Origin of the sequence: Nocardia sp. MH4 (assembly GCF_019266065.1) — a bacterium.
GTDB classification, from domain to species: domain Bacteria; phylum Actinomycetota; class Actinomycetes; order Mycobacteriales; family Mycobacteriaceae; genus Nocardia; species Nocardia canadensis.
This window is the reverse complement of record NZ_LPNR01000094.1, coordinates 64,701-79,256: the sequence shown is the minus strand read 5'-3', so window position 1 is coordinate 79,256 and position 14,556 is coordinate 64,701. Positions and strand designations below refer to the sequence as shown.

Here is a 14,556-nt window from a genome sequence, read left to right as displayed (position 1 = left end):
CGGGCGGCGGAGCTCCGCAGCGCACCGGCGGTGCGCGCTGGGCGGACGCTCGCGGTGAGGCCGCCGATCGGCGGTACGGCGGTACGGACGACCGGCGCGAGAGTGCCAGTGGGCGTGGCGCGAGCGACTGGCGTCGGGACGAGCGGGGCCGGGGCTCGAGCGGCAGCGACGAGGGCGCTCGTGGCGCGGGCGACCGGCGGCGTGGCGCGGACGATTCGCGCGGTGGCGGCGAGAGGGGTCGTGCGAGCGATCTCCGGGGTCGCGGTGGCGATCGGAGTCGTGGGGACGACCGGCGCGCGTCTGCGGATGATCGCGGTGGCGACGGCACACGGGCGAGCGGTCGCGCCGACGATCGGCGTGGTCGGGACGACCGATCGGGTGGTCCGCAGGGTCGTGGTGGTGCGACCGGCGGTCGGCCTGCCGGGGATCGCGGTGCGCGCGTGACGGATTCGCGCGGTGGCGCCGGGGATTCTCGTGGGGGCGCGGGGCGCGACGGTGGTGCTCGCACGGGCGGCGATGCCGCGCGTGGTGGCAAACGGCCGGCGAGTGAGCGTGGCGGTAGCCAGGCCGGGCGAGGTACCGAGCGCAGGCGTGAGGATCGGCCGGATCCGAGTGTGCCGAGTCCGCGCAAGCGGCGCGGCGAGCCCGTCGATCCGGCGCGCGAAGTGGCCCTCGATGTGCTGCGCGCGGTACGTGATCGCGATGCCTACGCCAACCTGGTGCTGCCGAAGCTGTTGCGCGAGCGCAAGATCAGCGGACGCGATGCCGCGTTCGCGACCGAACTCACCTACGGTGCGAGCCGGTCGCAGGGGCAGCTCGACGCGGTGATCGCGGCGTGCGCCGGCCGCCCGGTCGCCGAGATCGACGGGCCGATCCTCGACATCCTGCGCCTGGGCGTCTACCAGCTGCTGCGCACCCGCACGAGCGCGCACGCCGCGGTCGACACCTCCGTCGACCTGGCCCGCGCCGAATTCGGCCAGGGCCGTGCCGGTTTCGTCAACGCGGTGCTGCGCCGGGCGGGGGAGAAGACGGTCGAGCAGTGGGTGGCCGAACTGGCGCCCGCCGATCCCGTCGGCGGTCTCGCCTTCGAATACGCCCATCCCACCTGGATCGCCCAGTCCTTCGCCGACGCGCTCGGCGCGCGGGCGGGCGAGCTGGGCGCGCTGCTGGCCGCCGACGACGAGCGCCCGGTCGTGCACCTGGTCGCGCGGCCCGGTGAGATCACCGCCGAGGAACTCGCGCTGGTCACCGGCGGCGAGGAGGGCCGCTGGTCGCCGTACGCGGTGTACCTCGACGGCGGCGACCCCGGTCAGCTGGAACCGGTCCGCGAGGGCATCGCGGCCGTCCAGGACGAGGGCAGTCAGCTGGTCGCCCTCGCGCTGACCAGGGCGCCCCTGGACGGCCCGGATCAGGGCCGCTGGCTCGATCTCTGCGCGGGCCCGGGTGGCAAGGCGGCCCTGCTGGGCGCGCTGGCCGCGATCGACCTGTTCACCGTCGACGCCGTCGAACCGGCCGAGCACCGGGCCGAACTGGTCCGCAAGTCCACCCGTGGGCTGCCGGTCACCGTGCATGTCACCGACGGCCGCGACAGCGGGCTGACCCCAGGCTACGACCGTATCCTCGTCGATGCGCCGTGCACGGGTCTCGGCGCGCTGCGCCGCCGTCCGGAAGCGCGCTGGCGGCGCACCCCGGCCGATGTGCCGGAACTGGTCACCCTGCAGCGCGAACTGCTCGCCGCCGCCTGGGACCTGCTGCGCCCCGGCGGGGTGGTCGTGTACTCGACCTGCTCGCCGCATCTGGCCGAAACCGTCGGCGTCGTCGGCGATTTCGTCCGCCGCTCGGGCGCCGAGCAACTCGACACCCGCGAGTACCTGCCCGGTGTCACCGATCTGGGCGACGGCCCGTCGGCACAGTTGTGGCCGCATCGCCACGGCACCGACGCGATGTTCCTCGCGGCCCTGCGCAAACCGCTCGGCTGACCCGGCGCCGCCGACGCGGCGGTGTCGACATCACGCCAGGTACCCGCTGCGCTGCGTCGCCGCGGGCCGCGCTGCCCTCGTCGGAGTTGGACCCGGCGACGGGCAGACACGCGACATTCGTCCAATCGTCGCGCCCCGCGGCGGCGCAGAATCGGTGCATGGCGATGACATGGGAACAGGTGGTCGCGGTGGCGACGGCGCTACCGGGTGTCGAGGAAGGCACCTGGTGGCGCACTCCGGGACTGAAAGTCGGTGGCAAGGGCTTCGCGCGGTTACGCGTCGAGGCCGAGGGCGGCCTGGCCCTGCTGTGTGAACCGGCCGAGAAGGAAGCGCTGCTGGCCGCCGGCGACCCGGCGTTCTATACGACACCGCACTACGACGGGCATCCGTTCATCCTGATCGATCTCACGGCGGTCGATCCCGACCAGCTCGCCGAACTCGTCGACAGTGCCTGGTGGCTGCGGGCGCCGGCTCGGATGCGGCGCGAACGGCAGGGCGCGGCGGGGACGTCGTTGTCCCGGCGCGACGGGTAGCTCAGTCCCGTTCGGACAATTCGCGCAGGCGGGCAAGGGTTTTCGCGAGGATGCGCGAGACGTGCATCTGGGAGATTCCCAGCTGGGCGGCGATCTGGGTCTGGGTCATCGATTCGAAGAAGCGCATCGTCAGGATGCGGCGCTCGCGTTCGGGCAGCCCGGCCAGCAGCGGACGGACCGCGATGTACTCCTCGACCCGGTCGAACTGCGATTCCTCCTCGCCCAGGGTGTCGAGCAGCGACGCGTCGCTGTCGCGACCGACCGACGCGGCATCGATCGAGGTCGGCTGATACGCGTTGCCCGCGATGACCGCCTGGGTGACCTCGTCGGGGTCGACCTCGAGCTCGGCCGCGATCTCCTTCGCGGTGGGGGAGCGGCCCAGCCGTTGCGACAGCTGGTCGACCGCGGCCCCGATCCGGAGGTGGGTCTCCTTGACCCGGCGCGGGACCCGCATCGCCCAGGTGTTGTCGCGGAAGTAGCGCCGGACCTCACCCATGATCGTGGGCACCGCGAAGGACAGGAAGTTCGAGCCGCGGCTGAGGTCGAACCGGTCCACCGCGTGCACCAGGCCGACACGCGCCACCTGCGACAGATCGTCGAACGGTTCGCCGCGACCGCTGAACTTCCTGGCGATGTGGTCGGCCAGGGGGATGCAGCGGTTGATCAGCGCGTCACGCGCCACCGCGTGCTCGACGCTGCCGGGCGTGGTCGCCGCCAGCCGCTCGAACAGGACGCTGACGTCGTCGTATCCAGAGACCGGTTCCTCGGTCTCGGTGTCGTCGACGGTGTCCTCGGCGGGGTTCTCCGGTTCGGTGACGGTGTCGGCGCGGGTCTCCTGGTCGGGCTTGTGGTCTTCGGTGGTGTCTTCGCCGTGCACTACGCCTTCCCCCGGACCCGACGGAATCGGACCGTCGTCGGATAGCCGGACACGGCCGCGTCGAAGCCCGCCTGATCGGCGGTCACCTCGTCGCTGAGCGTGCGCAGCACATGCCAGCCGAAGCTGCGCTGGTCGGGCATGCCCTCGGTCGCGGCCACCCCGTCGACGCGCACCAGCAGTTCGGTGTCACCGACGACGAATTCGCAGGTGAGCGCCGAATCGGGCGCGGCGATCGCGATGAGCGTCGAGCAGACCTCGTCCACGGCCAGGCGCACGTCGGCGACCTCGTCGAGGGTGAAATCGCTGAGTAGGACCAGGGTTTCGGCCAGCCCGCGCAGGATCGGCAGCTGGTTCAGTGATGCTGCTACGCGAATCTCCACCGGGGCGCTGAACAGCCCTTGTTCCGCCGAAAAATTGGTCACCCTATGGAGGCTACCCACATCCCGGCAGGGCAATCACCATTTGGTCGCTACACTTGCGCGCTGTGTCCACACCGACGTTCACCCGCCCGGCCGCGCCGATGATCGCCCCGTCCATCCTGTCTGCGGACTTCGCGAATTTGGCCGCCGAGGCCGCCGCTGTCGAAGGATCCGACTGGCTCCACGTCGACGTGATGGACGGCCATTTCGTGCCGAACCTCACACTCGGCCTGCCCGTCGTGCAGAGTCTGCTCAAGGCGACCGACATCCCCTTCGACTGCCACCTGATGATCGACGACCCGGGCCGCTGGGCGCCGGGCTACGCCGAGGCGGGCGCCTACAACGTCACCTTCCACGCGGAGGCGACCGACGACCCGATCGCGGTGGCCCGCGACATCCGCGCCGCGGGCGCCAAGGCCGGGCTCTCGGTCAAGCCGAACACCCCGATCGAGCCGTACCTGGAAATCCTCAAGGAATTCGACACCCTGCTCGTGATGAGCGTGGAACCCGGCTTCGGCGGGCAGTCGTTCATCCCGGGCGTGCTGGAGAAGGCGCGGATCGTGCGCAATCTCGTCGACGCGGGCGAATTGCGGCTCGTCGTGGAAATCGACGGCGGCATCAATACCGACACCATCGAACAGGCCGCCGCGGCCGGCATCGATTGTTTCGTCGCCGGCTCGGCCGTCTACAACACCGCCGATCCCGGCGCCGCCGTGCAGACCCTGCGCAGCATGGCGACGTCGGCTTGGCTGTAGCGCGCGAATCCGGTCAGAGGGAGCGGAGTTTGCGGGTGCCCAGCGCCCGCGCCGCGTCGATCACGGCGTGCAGCGGGGGCCGGTTGTCGGCGGCCTCCGGAGCCTGCACCCAGGTGCGGTAGCCGGTGCGCTCGTCGTCGGGCGAGGGCAGCACGATCTGGCTGCCGTTGCACGCGACCGTGGCGTAGAGCCGGAACAACTCGGCGGAGGCGGTGGCGGTCAGGGTCTCGGGGCGGCACGGGCCGGTCAGGAACGTCCAGCGCCTGGCCCGTGGGTGGTCGACCACCGGGCCCGCGATCGCGGCGCCGCGCAACCGGGCCTGCACCCGCTCGCCGAGATCACCCGGCATGGTGACCGCGCCGTAATGCGCGCCGATCTGGAGCAGAATGCGACGGGAGTCCGGATCGATCGTCGCGGGCAGGTGGAGTTCCCGCCGATAACGGACGCAACGAATTTCCAGCGTGGAATCGACCAATGTGCTCACGCGGCACCCCCACATCTTTCGAACCTGTTGTGACCCACAGTGTTGTCTGACTTCCTGGAGTGGTGGACTATCCCTGGGTCGAACTCCCCGCGGCCTGGCCGCAGGTCGGATGCGCCACCGACCTGCCCATGATCATCAGTTGAACGGCAAGAATCGGTGACGTAACAATATTGCGTCAATGGCATCCGCGGCGCAAGCATTCGAATCACCGTGTTTCGAGTTCGGAATTCCGGGGTAAAAGCCAGGTTAGAGCCGTCGAGTGAATGGCCGGGACCGGTTCGCCGAAAATTCGATTGAACGATTACCGCCGGAATGATTAACGGTGGGGTTGCGTCATGTCGATGTCTGTTTGCCGACTGTTCGATGCGCCGCCGCTCGTTTTCCCGGACGTGATCATGCTCGAGGTCTGATTCGACCCCGACCCGTCGGGGCTCACGGAGCTCGCCACTAGGCTGTGCGCGAGCGGGTACCGCCGGGAATAGCGGCCACGCACCTGCTGTTGGGCCCAACGGGTACGGATGACGCGACAAGGGAGTGCAGGCATGTTCACAGGGATCGTCGAAGAGCTGGGCGAGATCGTCGCCACCGAACAGCTGGCCGACGCCGCCCGGTTGACGATCCGCGGCAAGCTGGTGACTTCCGATGCCGGACACGGTGATTCGATCGCCGTCAACGGTGTCTGTCTGACCGTGGTCGACGTGGTCGACGGCGACAGTTTCACCGTGGACGTCATGGCCGAGACACTGAACCGGTCGAGCATCGGCGCGCTGGTCGCCGGCTCCCGGGTCAACCTCGAGCGGGCCGCGGCGCTCGACAGCCGCCTCGGCGGTCACCTCGTGCAGGGCCACGTCGACGGCACCGGCACCGTCCTCTCGCGGACCCCGTCGGAGAACTGGGAGGTCGTGCGGATCTCGCTGCCCGACGCGATCGCGCGGTATGTGGTGGAGAAGGGCTCGATCACCGTCGACGGCGTCTCCCTCACCGTCTCGGGCCTCGGCATCGCCGACGAGCCCGCCGCGGACGGCAATCGCGACTGGTTCGAGGTGTCGCTGATCCCGACCACGCTGGCGCTGACCGTGCTGGGCACCGCCCCGGTCGGCACCATGGTGAATCTCGAGGTCGATGTGATCGCGAAGTACGTGGAGCGACTCGCCCAGCGCGGATGACCACCAGGCGGCATGCGGTCATCGGAACCACCGATCGCACGTCGTAATGTGGTATCCGATGCGAATCGAGGCCGGCAGGCCGAGAAACACGCGGCCCCGGCCGCCAAGATTACGGAGCAAGCAGACGTGACCAGGTTGGACAGCATCGAGCGCGCGGTCGCCGATATCGCGGCCGGTAAGGCTGTCGTCGTCGTGGACGACGAGGATCGTGAGAACGAGGGCGATCTCATCTTCGCGGCCGAGAAGGCCACCCCGGAGCTGGTCGCGTTCATGATCCGCTACACCTCCGGTTACATCTGCGTGCCGCTGACCGGCGACGACTGTGACCGCCTCGGCCTGCCGCCCGCCTACGCGATGAACCAGGACAAGCACGGCACGGCCTACACCGTCTCGGTCGACGCGCGCGAGGGCATCACCACCGGCATCTCCGGCGCGGACCGCGCGGTCACCATGCGGCTGCTGGCCAGCGCCCAGGCCAAGGCCGACGAGTTCACCCGGCCGGGTCACGTGGTGCCGCTGCGCGCCAAGGACGGCGGCGTGCTGCGTCGCCCCGGCCACACCGAGGCCGCGGTCGATCTGGCCCGGATGGCCGGACTGCGCCCGGCGGGCGTGATCTGCGAGATCGTCAGCCAGAAGGACGACGGCCACATGGCCCGCACCGACGAGCTGCGGGTCTTCGCCGACGAACACGACCTGGCGATGATCTCGATCGCCGACATGATCGCCTGGCGGCGTAAGCACGAGAAGCACGTCGTGCGGGTGGCCGAGGCGCGGATCCCGACCGCGCACGGCGATTTCAAGGCGGTCGGTTACCAGAGCATCTTCGACGAGGCCGAGCACGTCGCGCTGGTGCGCGGCGACATCGCCGACGGCGAGGACGTGCTGGTGCGCGTGCACTCCGAGTGCCTGACCGGCGACGTCTTCGGTTCGCTGCGCTGCGACTGCGGTCCGCAGCTGGACGCGGCGCTGGAGATGGTCGACGCCGAGGGCCGCGGTGTCGTGCTCTACATGCGAGGGCACGAGGGCCGCGGCATCGGCCTGATGCACAAGCTGCAGGCCTATCAGCTGCAGGACACCGGCCGCGACACCGTCGACGCCAACCTCGATCTGGGCCTGCCCGCCGACGCGCGCGACTACGGCACCGGGGCGCAGATCCTGGTCGACCTCGGCATCCGGTCGATGCGTCTGCTCACCAACAACCCGGCCAAGCGTGTCGGGCTCGACGGGTACGGCCTGCGGATCACCGAGCGGGTGCCGATGCCACTGCGCGCCAACGCCGAGAACTTGCACTACCTGCGCACCAAACGGGATCGGATGGGCCACGACCTGATCGGCCTGGACGACCTGGATCTGGGCGAAACCGCGCAGTGATCACCACGCACACTCCCGAAAGGCGACAACGATGAGCGGCACGGGTGTCCCGTCCTTCGCGCTGGCCCAGGCCAAAGACCTCAAGCTCGGCATCGTCGCCTCGCGCTGGCACACCGAGATCTGCGACACCCTCGTCGCCAACGCGCAGCGGGTCGCGAAGGAAGCCGGCGTCGAGCAGGTGACCGTGGTGCGCTGCGCCGGTGCGATGGAACTGCCGGTGGTCGCCCAGGAACTGGCCCGCACGCACGACGCCGTCGTCGCGCTGGGCGTGGTGATCCGTGGTGGCACACCGCATTTCGAGTACGTGTGTGACGCGGTGACCGCGGGCCTGACCCGGGTGTCGCTGGACGCGGCCACTCCCGTCACCAACGGTGTGCTGACCACCAACGACGAGGAGCAGGCGCGCGACCGCGCCGGGCTGCCCGGTTCGGCGGAGGACAAGGGCGAGCAGGCCTGTGCCGCCGCCCTCGACGCCGCGCTCACCCTGCGCGCGCTGCGATCGGCGTGACCGTGCCGGTGGTGCGGACCTGGCGGCGCGGTTCGGGTGCCCCCGAACCGGAGTCGGCCTGGGAGTTCGAGGTCCGTCCGCGCCGGGCGATCCGGACCTCGGTGGTCGTCGCGATCGTCATCCTGGTCTTCTTCACCTTCGGCGGTCTGCTGCTGCGCACCGGCTCGACCGGTGTGAACTTTCGCTTCGCCGACCAGATCGCGATGATCCTGATCGGCGTGCTGGGCGCGGCCGCGGTCCTGCTGCTCACCCGTCCCCGGGTGCGCGCGGGCGCCGCGGGCGTCTCGGTCCGCAACATCCTCGGTGACCACGAGTACCCCTGGTCCTACATCCGTGGCGCGTCCTTCCCCGACCGCAAGTCCTGGGCCCGCCTCGAACTGGCCGACGACGACTACGTCCCCATGCTCGCGATCCGCTCCAACGACAAGTCCCACGCCGCCGACGCCATCGAACGCCTCCGCGAACTCGGCGCCAAGTACGCCGCACCCGGCACCGACCCGGCTCGGTAGTCTCGCGGGCATGACGCCCGCGCAGGTCCTGGCCGCCGCCTTCGCCGACGATCCACTGATGAGCTACGTCTGGCCGGACCCAGCACGCCGCCGAAAAGCGTTGCCGCTGCTGTGGGAATCGCGTCTGGCCTCCCGTCGCCGGCACGGCGCGGTCGACCTCGCCTACGCCGACGACGGCTCCGTCGCCGCCGTCGCGATGTGGGAGCCGCCCGGGGTGGAGTCGACCCTCGCCAAGCGGATCACGCTGCTGCGTGCCCTCGGCCGGAGCCTGCCCAAGGCGCTGCCCGCGCTGCGCAGTATCGACGGCACCCGGCCGCACGAGCCGCACCTGTATCTCGCGACCATCGGCACCCGCCCGGATCGGCAGGGTCGTGGGCACGCGGCCGAGCTGATCCGGCGGCGCATGGACAGCGCCGCCGGGCCTGCGTTCCTGGTGGCGACCCGGGCGTCGAACGTGCCGTTCTACGAGCGGTTCGGCTTCCGGGTGACCGACCCGGTGCGGGTGGCCGAGGTCGAGCTGTATCCGATGGGGGCGCGGCCTTAGCGGGTGTCGCCGAGGACGGCGCCTTCGCGGCGGGGGTCGGCGCCGCCGATCCAGCCGTCCTTGCCGTCCCGTTGCAGGGCGCTCAGGCCGCTCGATTGCGGTGCTACCGAGACCTGGTGGCCCATCGCGCGCAGGCGCTGGACGAGGGGGTCGTGGTCGCCGTTGTCGGTGGCGTCGATGGCGGGGTGTTCGCCGCCGATGCCGGTGACCGGGGTGTTGCCCGCGCCGAAGGAGACGCCCGAGACCGCCTGCTGGGGGTCCAGGCCCCAGTCCAGGGTGTTGATCAGGGTCTTCACCACGAACTGGATGATCACCGAGCCGCCGGGGGACCCGGTGACCAAGGTGAGGTCGCCGCGGTTGCCCGCGTCGTCGCGGTCGAAGACCAGGGTGGGCGCCATCGAACTGCGCGGGCGCTTGCCGGGCTGCAGGCGGTTGGCCACCGGGGTGCCGTCCGGGTCGAGCGGGTCGGCGGCGAAATCGGTGAGCTGGTTGTTGAGCACGAAACCGTCGACGAAGTGGAACGAACCGAACGCCGACTCGACCGTGGTGGTCATGGCGGCGGCGTTACCGTACTTGTCGACGACGGAGATGTGGCTGGTGCCGTGCTCGGGCGGCTGCGGGCCGTTGCCCAGCGGGACCGGCCCGAGGTCGCCCGGCTTCGCGGTGCCCATACTGCGCTGCGGGTCGATCAAGGTGGACCGCTGTTTGAGGTACTGCGGATGCACCAGCGAGAGCACCGAATTGCCCGGCAGTGGAACGAAATCCGGGTCGGCGACGTACTTGTTGCGGTCGGCGTAGGCGAGCCGCTCGGCCTCGGAGATCAGGTGCACGGCCTGCGCGTCGGGCCGACCGCCGTCGGCGTCGAGGTCCTGGGGGCGCAACGACGGGATGTCGAAGTTGGCCAGGATGCCCAGCGTGGCGGCGACGGTGCTGCCGCCGGAGGACGGCGCGGGCATGCCGCACAGCTCGAACTTGCGGTAGCCGGTGCACAGCGCGGTGCGCTTCTTGGCCTGGTACCCGGCCAGATCGCCGGCGGTCAGCAGGCTGGGCGTACGCCCGCCCGCGGTGCTGCCCGCCGCCTCGACGATGTCCTGGGCGATGGCGCCGCTGTAGAACGCCTGCGCGCCGTCGCCCGCGATCGCGGACAGCGTCTTGGCCAGGGCCGGGTTGGTCAGGACGGTGCCGGACTTCTTCGGCGAGCCGTCCGCCTCGAGGAAGTACCCGCGGGCGTCCTCGTCGGCGGCCAGGTCCTTGGCCGACTCGGCGATCTGGCCCGCCAGCCGGGGACTGATCTCGAAACCGCTGTCGGCCAGGCTGATCGCCGGGTCGAACAGTTCCTTCCACGCGGTCAGCCCGTGGTCGCGATGGGCGAGTTCGAGCATCCGCAGCACCCCGGGCACTCCGATCGAGCGTCCGCTGGCCCGGGTGTTCGGGGCCGGTTCGGTGCGGTCGGTGTCGCTGACCCAGCGCAGGTAGTTCTCGGTGGCCGCGGCGGGCGCGGTCTCGCGGCCGTCGTAGGCCTCGACGGTGCGTGACTTCGCGTCGTAGTGCACCAGGAACGCGCCACCGCCGATGCCGGAGGCCTGCGGCTCGACCAGCCCGAGCACCGCCTGTGCGGTGACCAGCGCGTCGGCAGCGGTGCCGCCGTCCCGCAGTACCCGGCACGCGGCCTCGGTGGCCAGCGGGTTCGCGGTGGAGACCGCGTAGGTGCGGGTGCGCACCGCGGTCATGCCCGAGCGGTAGCCCGACGCGATCTCCGGGTTCGTGCTGAGGTTCTGCGTGGTCGGGGCGTTCGTCGCCGGAGCGGCCGAGACGGGCGTACCGTTCGGCGTACTCGTGCACTCGGCTGCCGCGGAGTCCTCGGACGAGCAGCCCGTCAGCAGACCCACCGTGAGAAGTCCGGCCGCCGCGGCCCCGATCCACGTCCGTCGCCTTGGCGTCATCCTGGCAGCGTAACCCCGCGCGGCCCGGCCCGGCCGATTATTTCCCGGTGACGGGCACGCGAATGTTCGGTTGACGAAGCAGTTTCCGCCCGGCGACCGGTCGCGGGCTCGCTACCCTGGCGACATGGACATCGACGCGGTGCTGTTCGACTTCTCCGGCACGGTCTTCCGCCTGGAGGACGATCGGACCTGGGCCGACGAGCTGATCGGCGACGACGGCACCCCGTTCGACGTCGCCGCGAAAGCCGAAGTGCTGCGCCGGATGACGGCCCCCGTCGAGCAGTTCATGACCTTCGACGCGGCGGGTCAGCATGCCTGGGACCACCGCGATCTCGACCCGGCCCTGCACCGGCACGCCTACCTCGAGGTGCTGCGCGGCTCCGGTGTCCCCGACACCCAGGCCACGCGCCTGTACGACCGCCTCATCGACCCGCTGGCGTGGACCCCGTACCCCGACACCGGCCTCGTGCTGGAAGCCCTGTCCGCCCAGGGCATTCCGATCGGCATCGTCAGCAATATCGCCTTCGACATCCGCCCCGCCTTCGCGAAACACGGCTGGGACGCACTGGTCGGCGCGATGACGCTGTCCTACGAGGTCGGCGCGATCAAGCCGAACGCCGCGATCTTCCGCGACGCCACCGACCGGCTCGGCGTCGACCCGGAACGGGTGCTGATGATCGGCGACAGCGCCGAGGCCGACGGCGGCGCCGCCGCGCTGGGCGCGCGGTTCGCCCTCGTCGAGCCACTGCCGACCGCTGACCGTCCGCGCGCCCTGATCGCGGCGCTCAGCGCCCACGGCATCGGTCTCGACGGCGCCGCGACCACCTGATCGGGGCGGGGCCGGCGAACCACCGCGGTACGACGGTCACCGGGAGCGCGCGTCCGCTCAGCGCTCGCGGGTGAACCAGGCCGAGGCCGTGGGACGCAGCAGCAGGGCGACGATCGCGCCGTTGGCGACGATGCCGACGGCACCTGGTGGGAGCCCGGTGAGGATCCCGGTGCACGAGACCAGCCCGGCCAGCCCGGCGACGCCGATCGCGGCCTTTCTGACGAGGTCGCCACCGCGTCCGAACAGCACCGCCAACGGGACCAGCGCGAACGTCGGCAGGTAGCCCGCGATCAGGACGCCGAGTGAACCGTGGGTGCCGAGCGCGACAGTGACCGCGATCAGCACGATGCCGACCAGCGTCGCGACGCAGGCGATCAACCGGGCACCGCGCACGCTGCCCGGCATCACCCCGGCCGGGGTCGCCTCGTCGTCGAACAGGTCGTCGGCGGGGAGGGTGGGCGCGTTGGTCATCGAAGGTCCTTTCCGGCACGGAGTCCGGGCCTCCACGCTACACAGCGCGTGCGCCCGGCCGGCCCACCGCCGGTGCGCGGTCGGCGGTGCCGGTCTGTCGGACGCGCTCGCTAGGCTGGATGGGTGGCAGATCCCGCGACGTACCGGCCGGCGCCGGGCACCATTCCCGTCGAACCCGGTGTCTACAAGTTCCGGGACGTGCACGGGCGCGTCGTCTACGTCGGCAAGGCCAAGAGCCTGCGCAGCCGGTTGAACTCCTACTTCGCCGACGTGTACTCGCTGCACCCGCGGACCAGGCAGATGGTGACCACGGCCGCGAGCGTCGAGTGGACCGTGGTGTCCACCGAGGTGGAGGCTCTGCAGCTCGAATACAACTGGATCAAGGAATTCGATCCGCGGTTCAACGTCCGCTACCGCGACGACAAGACCTATCCGGTGCTCGCGGTGACGCTCGACGAGGAGTATCCGCGGCTGTTCGTCTACCGCGGCGCGCGCAAGAAGGGCGTGCGCTACTTCGGTCCCTACGCGCACGCCTGGGCGATCCGCGAGACCCTCGACCTGCTGCTGCGCGTGTTCCCCGCGCGCACCTGTTCCAACGGAGTCTTCAAGCGGCACAACCAGATCGGGCGACCCTGCCTGCTCGGCTACATCGACAAGTGCTCGGCGCCGTGCGTCGGTCGGGTCACCGCCGGCGAGCACCGCCAGATCGTCGACGACTTCTGTGACTTCCTCTCTGGCAAGACCGACAAGATGGTGCGCGCGCTGGAACGGCGTATGCACGAGGCCGCCGACGACCTGGACTTCGAGACCGCGGCCCGGCTGCGCGACGACGTGCAGGCGCTGCGGCGCGCGCTGGAGAAGCAGGCCGTGGTCCTCGGCAGCGGCACCGACGCCGACGTGATCGCCTTCGCCACCGACGAACTCGAAGCCGCCGTCCAGATCTTCCACGTCCGCGACGGGCGGGTGCGCGGCCAGCGCGGCTGGGTGGTCGACAAGTCCGGTGACGCGCTCGATGTCGCCGAGTCCGGCACCGAACTCGCGGCGCTGGTCGAGCAGTTCCTCACCCAGTTCTACGGCGAGCAGGCCGCGCTGGCCGACCAGAACGCCGACGGCGACGTGGTGGTGGTGCCGCGCGAGGTGCTGGTCCCCGAACTGCCCGCCGACGCCGAGGAGATCCAGGACTGGCTGAGCAGGCTGCGCGGCTCGGCCGTCTCGCTGCGCGTGCCGCAGCGCGGTGACAAGAAGGCGCTGGCCGAGACCGTGCAGCGCAACGCGGGCGAGGCGCTGGCCCAGCACAAACTCAAGCGCGCGGGCGATCTGACCTCCAGATCCCAAGCGCTGCAAGATATCCAGGATTTCCTCGATCTCGACAGCGCGCCCCTGCGGATCGAGTGCGTCGACATCAGTCACGTGCAGGGCACCGATGTCGTCGCCTCGCTGGTGGTCTTCGAGGACGGGCTGGCCCGCAAGTCCGACTACCGGCACTACGCGATCAAGGAGGCGGCGGGCGACGGCCGCTCCGATGACGTCGGCAGCATCGCCGAGGTGACCCGGCGCCGCTTCGCCCGGCTCGCCAAGGACCGGCAGCAGGCCGTCGACGTCGAGGTCGACGACGCCGACGAGCCGACCTCGCGCCCCGGGGTCGATCCGACCACCGGTAAGCCGCGCCGCTTCGCCTATCCGCCGAACCTCTACGTCGTCGACGGTGGCGCGCCGCAGGTCGCCGCGGCCGCCGAGGTGCTCGACGAACTCGGCATCACCGATGTCGCGGTGATCGGCCTGGCCAAGCGCCTCGAAGAGGTGTGGGTGCCGGGCGAACCCGACCCGGTGATCATGCCGCGCAACAGCGAGGCGCTCTACCTGCTGCAACGCGTGCGCGACGAGGCGCACCGCTTCGCGATCACCTTCCACCGCAGCAAGCGCTCGCGCCGGATGACGGCCTCGGCGCTGGACTCGGTGAAGGGACTCGGTGAGGCGAGGCGGACCGCGCTGGTCACCCACTTCGGTTCGGTCGCCCGGATCAAGGACGCGACTGTCGACGAGATCACATCGGTGCCCGGCATCGGGGTCTCCACGGCGAAAGCAGTGCTGGAAGCGCTGAACAGCCCGTAGCCGAGGAGGGGCGGATCGCAGGACGCAACATTGCGAGTGCCGTACGTTGTGTGTCT

The 14,556-nt window shown here is 70.6% G+C and carries 16 protein-coding genes; 11 read left to right on the top strand and 5 right to left on the bottom strand.

The window, feature by feature from the left end; all coding sequences use genetic code 11:
* Window positions 1–180 precede the first annotated feature (180 nt).
* The 3 genes from ATM97_RS13080 to ATM97_RS13070 all read left to right on the top strand — a co-directional run bounded on the left by ATM97_RS13080 (window position 181) and on the right by ATM97_RS13070 (window position 2,512).
* Complete coding sequence (locus ATM97_RS13080) at window positions 181–444, top strand: hypothetical protein (protein WP_218718268.1); 264 nt, start codon at window positions 181–183, stop codon at window positions 442–444.
* A gap of 170 nt (window positions 445–614) precedes the next feature.
* Window positions 615–1,979 (top strand): RsmB/NOP family class I SAM-dependent RNA methyltransferase, encoded by a 1,365-nt coding sequence (locus ATM97_RS13075; protein WP_218718267.1) that lies wholly within the window; start codon window positions 615–617, stop codon window positions 1,977–1,979.
* 158 nt (window positions 1,980–2,137) lie between these two features.
* Window positions 2,138–2,512 (top strand): MmcQ/YjbR family DNA-binding protein, encoded by a 375-nt coding sequence (locus tag ATM97_RS13070; protein ID WP_218718266.1) that lies wholly within the window; start codon window positions 2,138–2,140, stop codon window positions 2,510–2,512.
* 1 nt (window position 2,513) lies between these two features.
* Here ATM97_RS13070 and ATM97_RS13065 read toward each other — a convergent pair whose 3' ends face one another.
* Together ATM97_RS13065 and ATM97_RS13060 are read right to left on the bottom strand one after the other, a co-directional pair.
* The gene (locus tag ATM97_RS13065; RefSeq protein ID WP_218718265.1) at window positions 2,514–3,389 is read right to left on the bottom strand and encodes an RNA polymerase sigma factor SigF; all 876 of its coding nucleotides are present in this window, start codon (window positions 3,387–3,389) and stop codon (window positions 2,514–2,516) included.
* Window positions 3,389–3,811 (bottom strand): ATP-binding protein, encoded by a 423-nt coding sequence (locus tag ATM97_RS13060; RefSeq protein ID WP_218718264.1) that lies wholly within the window; start codon window positions 3,809–3,811, stop codon window positions 3,389–3,391. The genes ATM97_RS13065 and ATM97_RS13060 overlap by 1 nt, the downstream gene beginning before the upstream one ends.
* 98 nt (window positions 3,812–3,909) lie before the next feature.
* Between ATM97_RS13060 and rpe the strand changes: the two genes are divergently transcribed.
* On the top strand, window positions 3,910–4,563 hold the full coding sequence (gene rpe / locus ATM97_RS13055; protein WP_218718275.1) for a ribulose-phosphate 3-epimerase: 654 nt from the start codon (window positions 3,910–3,912) through the stop codon (window positions 4,561–4,563).
* 13 nt (window positions 4,564–4,576) lie between these two features.
* On the opposite strand, the gene ATM97_RS13050 is transcribed toward rpe, so the two are convergent.
* On the bottom strand, window positions 4,577–5,047 hold the full coding sequence (locus ATM97_RS13050; protein WP_308248466.1) for a hypothetical protein: 471 nt from the start codon (window positions 5,045–5,047) through the stop codon (window positions 4,577–4,579).
* A 542-nt stretch (window positions 5,048–5,589) separates the two neighbouring features.
* Between ATM97_RS13050 and ATM97_RS13045 the strand changes: the two genes are divergently transcribed.
* The 5 genes from ATM97_RS13045 (at window position 5,590) to ATM97_RS13025 (ending at window position 9,145) form a co-directional block, all read left to right on the top strand.
* Window positions 5,590–6,213, top strand: a complete 624-nt coding sequence (locus ATM97_RS13045; RefSeq protein WP_218718262.1) for a riboflavin synthase — start codon at window positions 5,590–5,592, stop codon at window positions 6,211–6,213.
* 126 nt (window positions 6,214–6,339) lie between these two features.
* A complete protein-coding gene (locus ATM97_RS13040) occupies window positions 6,340–7,584 on the top strand; it encodes a bifunctional 3,4-dihydroxy-2-butanone-4-phosphate synthase/GTP cyclohydrolase II (protein ID WP_218718261.1) in 1,245 nt (414 codons plus the stop codon).
* Window positions 7,585–7,615: 31 nt separating this feature from the next.
* A complete protein-coding gene (ribH, locus tag ATM97_RS13035; protein ID WP_218718260.1) occupies window positions 7,616–8,092 on the top strand; it encodes a 6,7-dimethyl-8-ribityllumazine synthase in 477 nt (158 codons plus the stop codon).
* Entirely contained in the window at window positions 8,089–8,601 is a 513-nt protein-coding gene (locus ATM97_RS13030) for a PH domain-containing protein (RefSeq protein WP_218718259.1), read from the top strand. Before ribH ends, ATM97_RS13030 begins: the two co-directional genes overlap by 4 nt.
* 10 nt (window positions 8,602–8,611) lie before the next feature.
* Window positions 8,612–9,145: a GNAT family N-acetyltransferase gene (locus ATM97_RS13025; protein WP_218718258.1), complete on the top strand. Its 534-nt coding sequence runs from the start codon at window positions 8,612–8,614 to the stop codon at window positions 9,143–9,145.
* Here the strand turns inward: ATM97_RS13025 and ATM97_RS13020 are convergent.
* Window positions 9,142–11,088, bottom strand: a complete 1,947-nt coding sequence (locus ATM97_RS13020; protein ID WP_218718257.1) for a gamma-glutamyltransferase family protein — start codon at window positions 11,086–11,088, stop codon at window positions 9,142–9,144. The genes ATM97_RS13025 and ATM97_RS13020 overlap by 4 nt on opposite strands.
* Window positions 11,089–11,212: 124 nt before the next feature.
* Here ATM97_RS13020 and ATM97_RS13015 point away from each other — a divergent pair, with 124 nt between their 5' ends.
* Complete coding sequence (locus ATM97_RS13015; protein WP_218718256.1) at window positions 11,213–11,917, top strand: HAD family hydrolase; 705 nt, start codon at window positions 11,213–11,215, stop codon at window positions 11,915–11,917.
* A gap of 57 nt (window positions 11,918–11,974) precedes the next feature.
* Here ATM97_RS13015 and ATM97_RS13010 read toward each other — a convergent pair whose 3' ends face one another.
* Window positions 11,975–12,388, bottom strand: coding sequence for a hypothetical protein (locus ATM97_RS13010; RefSeq protein ID WP_218718255.1), 414 nt, complete (start codon window positions 12,386–12,388; stop codon window positions 11,975–11,977).
* Between the two features lie 123 nt (window positions 12,389–12,511).
* Between ATM97_RS13010 and uvrC the strand changes: the two genes are divergently transcribed.
* Complete coding sequence (uvrC, locus tag ATM97_RS13005) at window positions 12,512–14,500, top strand: excinuclease ABC subunit UvrC (protein WP_218718254.1); 1,989 nt, start codon at window positions 12,512–12,514, stop codon at window positions 14,498–14,500.
* Window positions 14,501–14,556 lie beyond the last annotated feature (56 nt).

Coding starts and splice junctions, on each gene's coding strand:
- ATM97_RS13070 (WP_218718266.1), top strand. CDS start 2,138: ATGGCGATGACATGGGAACAGGTGGTCGCGGTGGCGACGGCGCTACCG.
- rpe (WP_218718275.1), top strand. CDS start 3,910: ATGATCGCCCCGTCCATCCTGTCTGCGGACTTCGCGAATTTGGCCGCC.
- ATM97_RS13045 (WP_218718262.1), top strand. CDS start 5,590: ATGTTCACAGGGATCGTCGAAGAGCTGGGCGAGATCGTCGCCACCGAA.
- ribH (WP_218718260.1), top strand. CDS start 7,616: ATGAGCGGCACGGGTGTCCCGTCCTTCGCGCTGGCCCAGGCCAAAGAC.
- ATM97_RS13025 (WP_218718258.1), top strand. CDS start 8,612: ATGACGCCCGCGCAGGTCCTGGCCGCCGCCTTCGCCGACGATCCACTG.
- ATM97_RS13020 (WP_218718257.1), bottom strand. CDS start 11,088: ATGACGCCAAGGCGACGGACGTGGATCGGGGCCGCGGCGGCCGGACTT.
- ATM97_RS13015 (WP_218718256.1), top strand. CDS start 11,213: ATGGACATCGACGCGGTGCTGTTCGACTTCTCCGGCACGGTCTTCCGC.
- ATM97_RS13010 (WP_218718255.1), bottom strand. CDS start 12,388: ATGACCAACGCGCCCACCCTCCCCGCCGACGACCTGTTCGACGACGAG.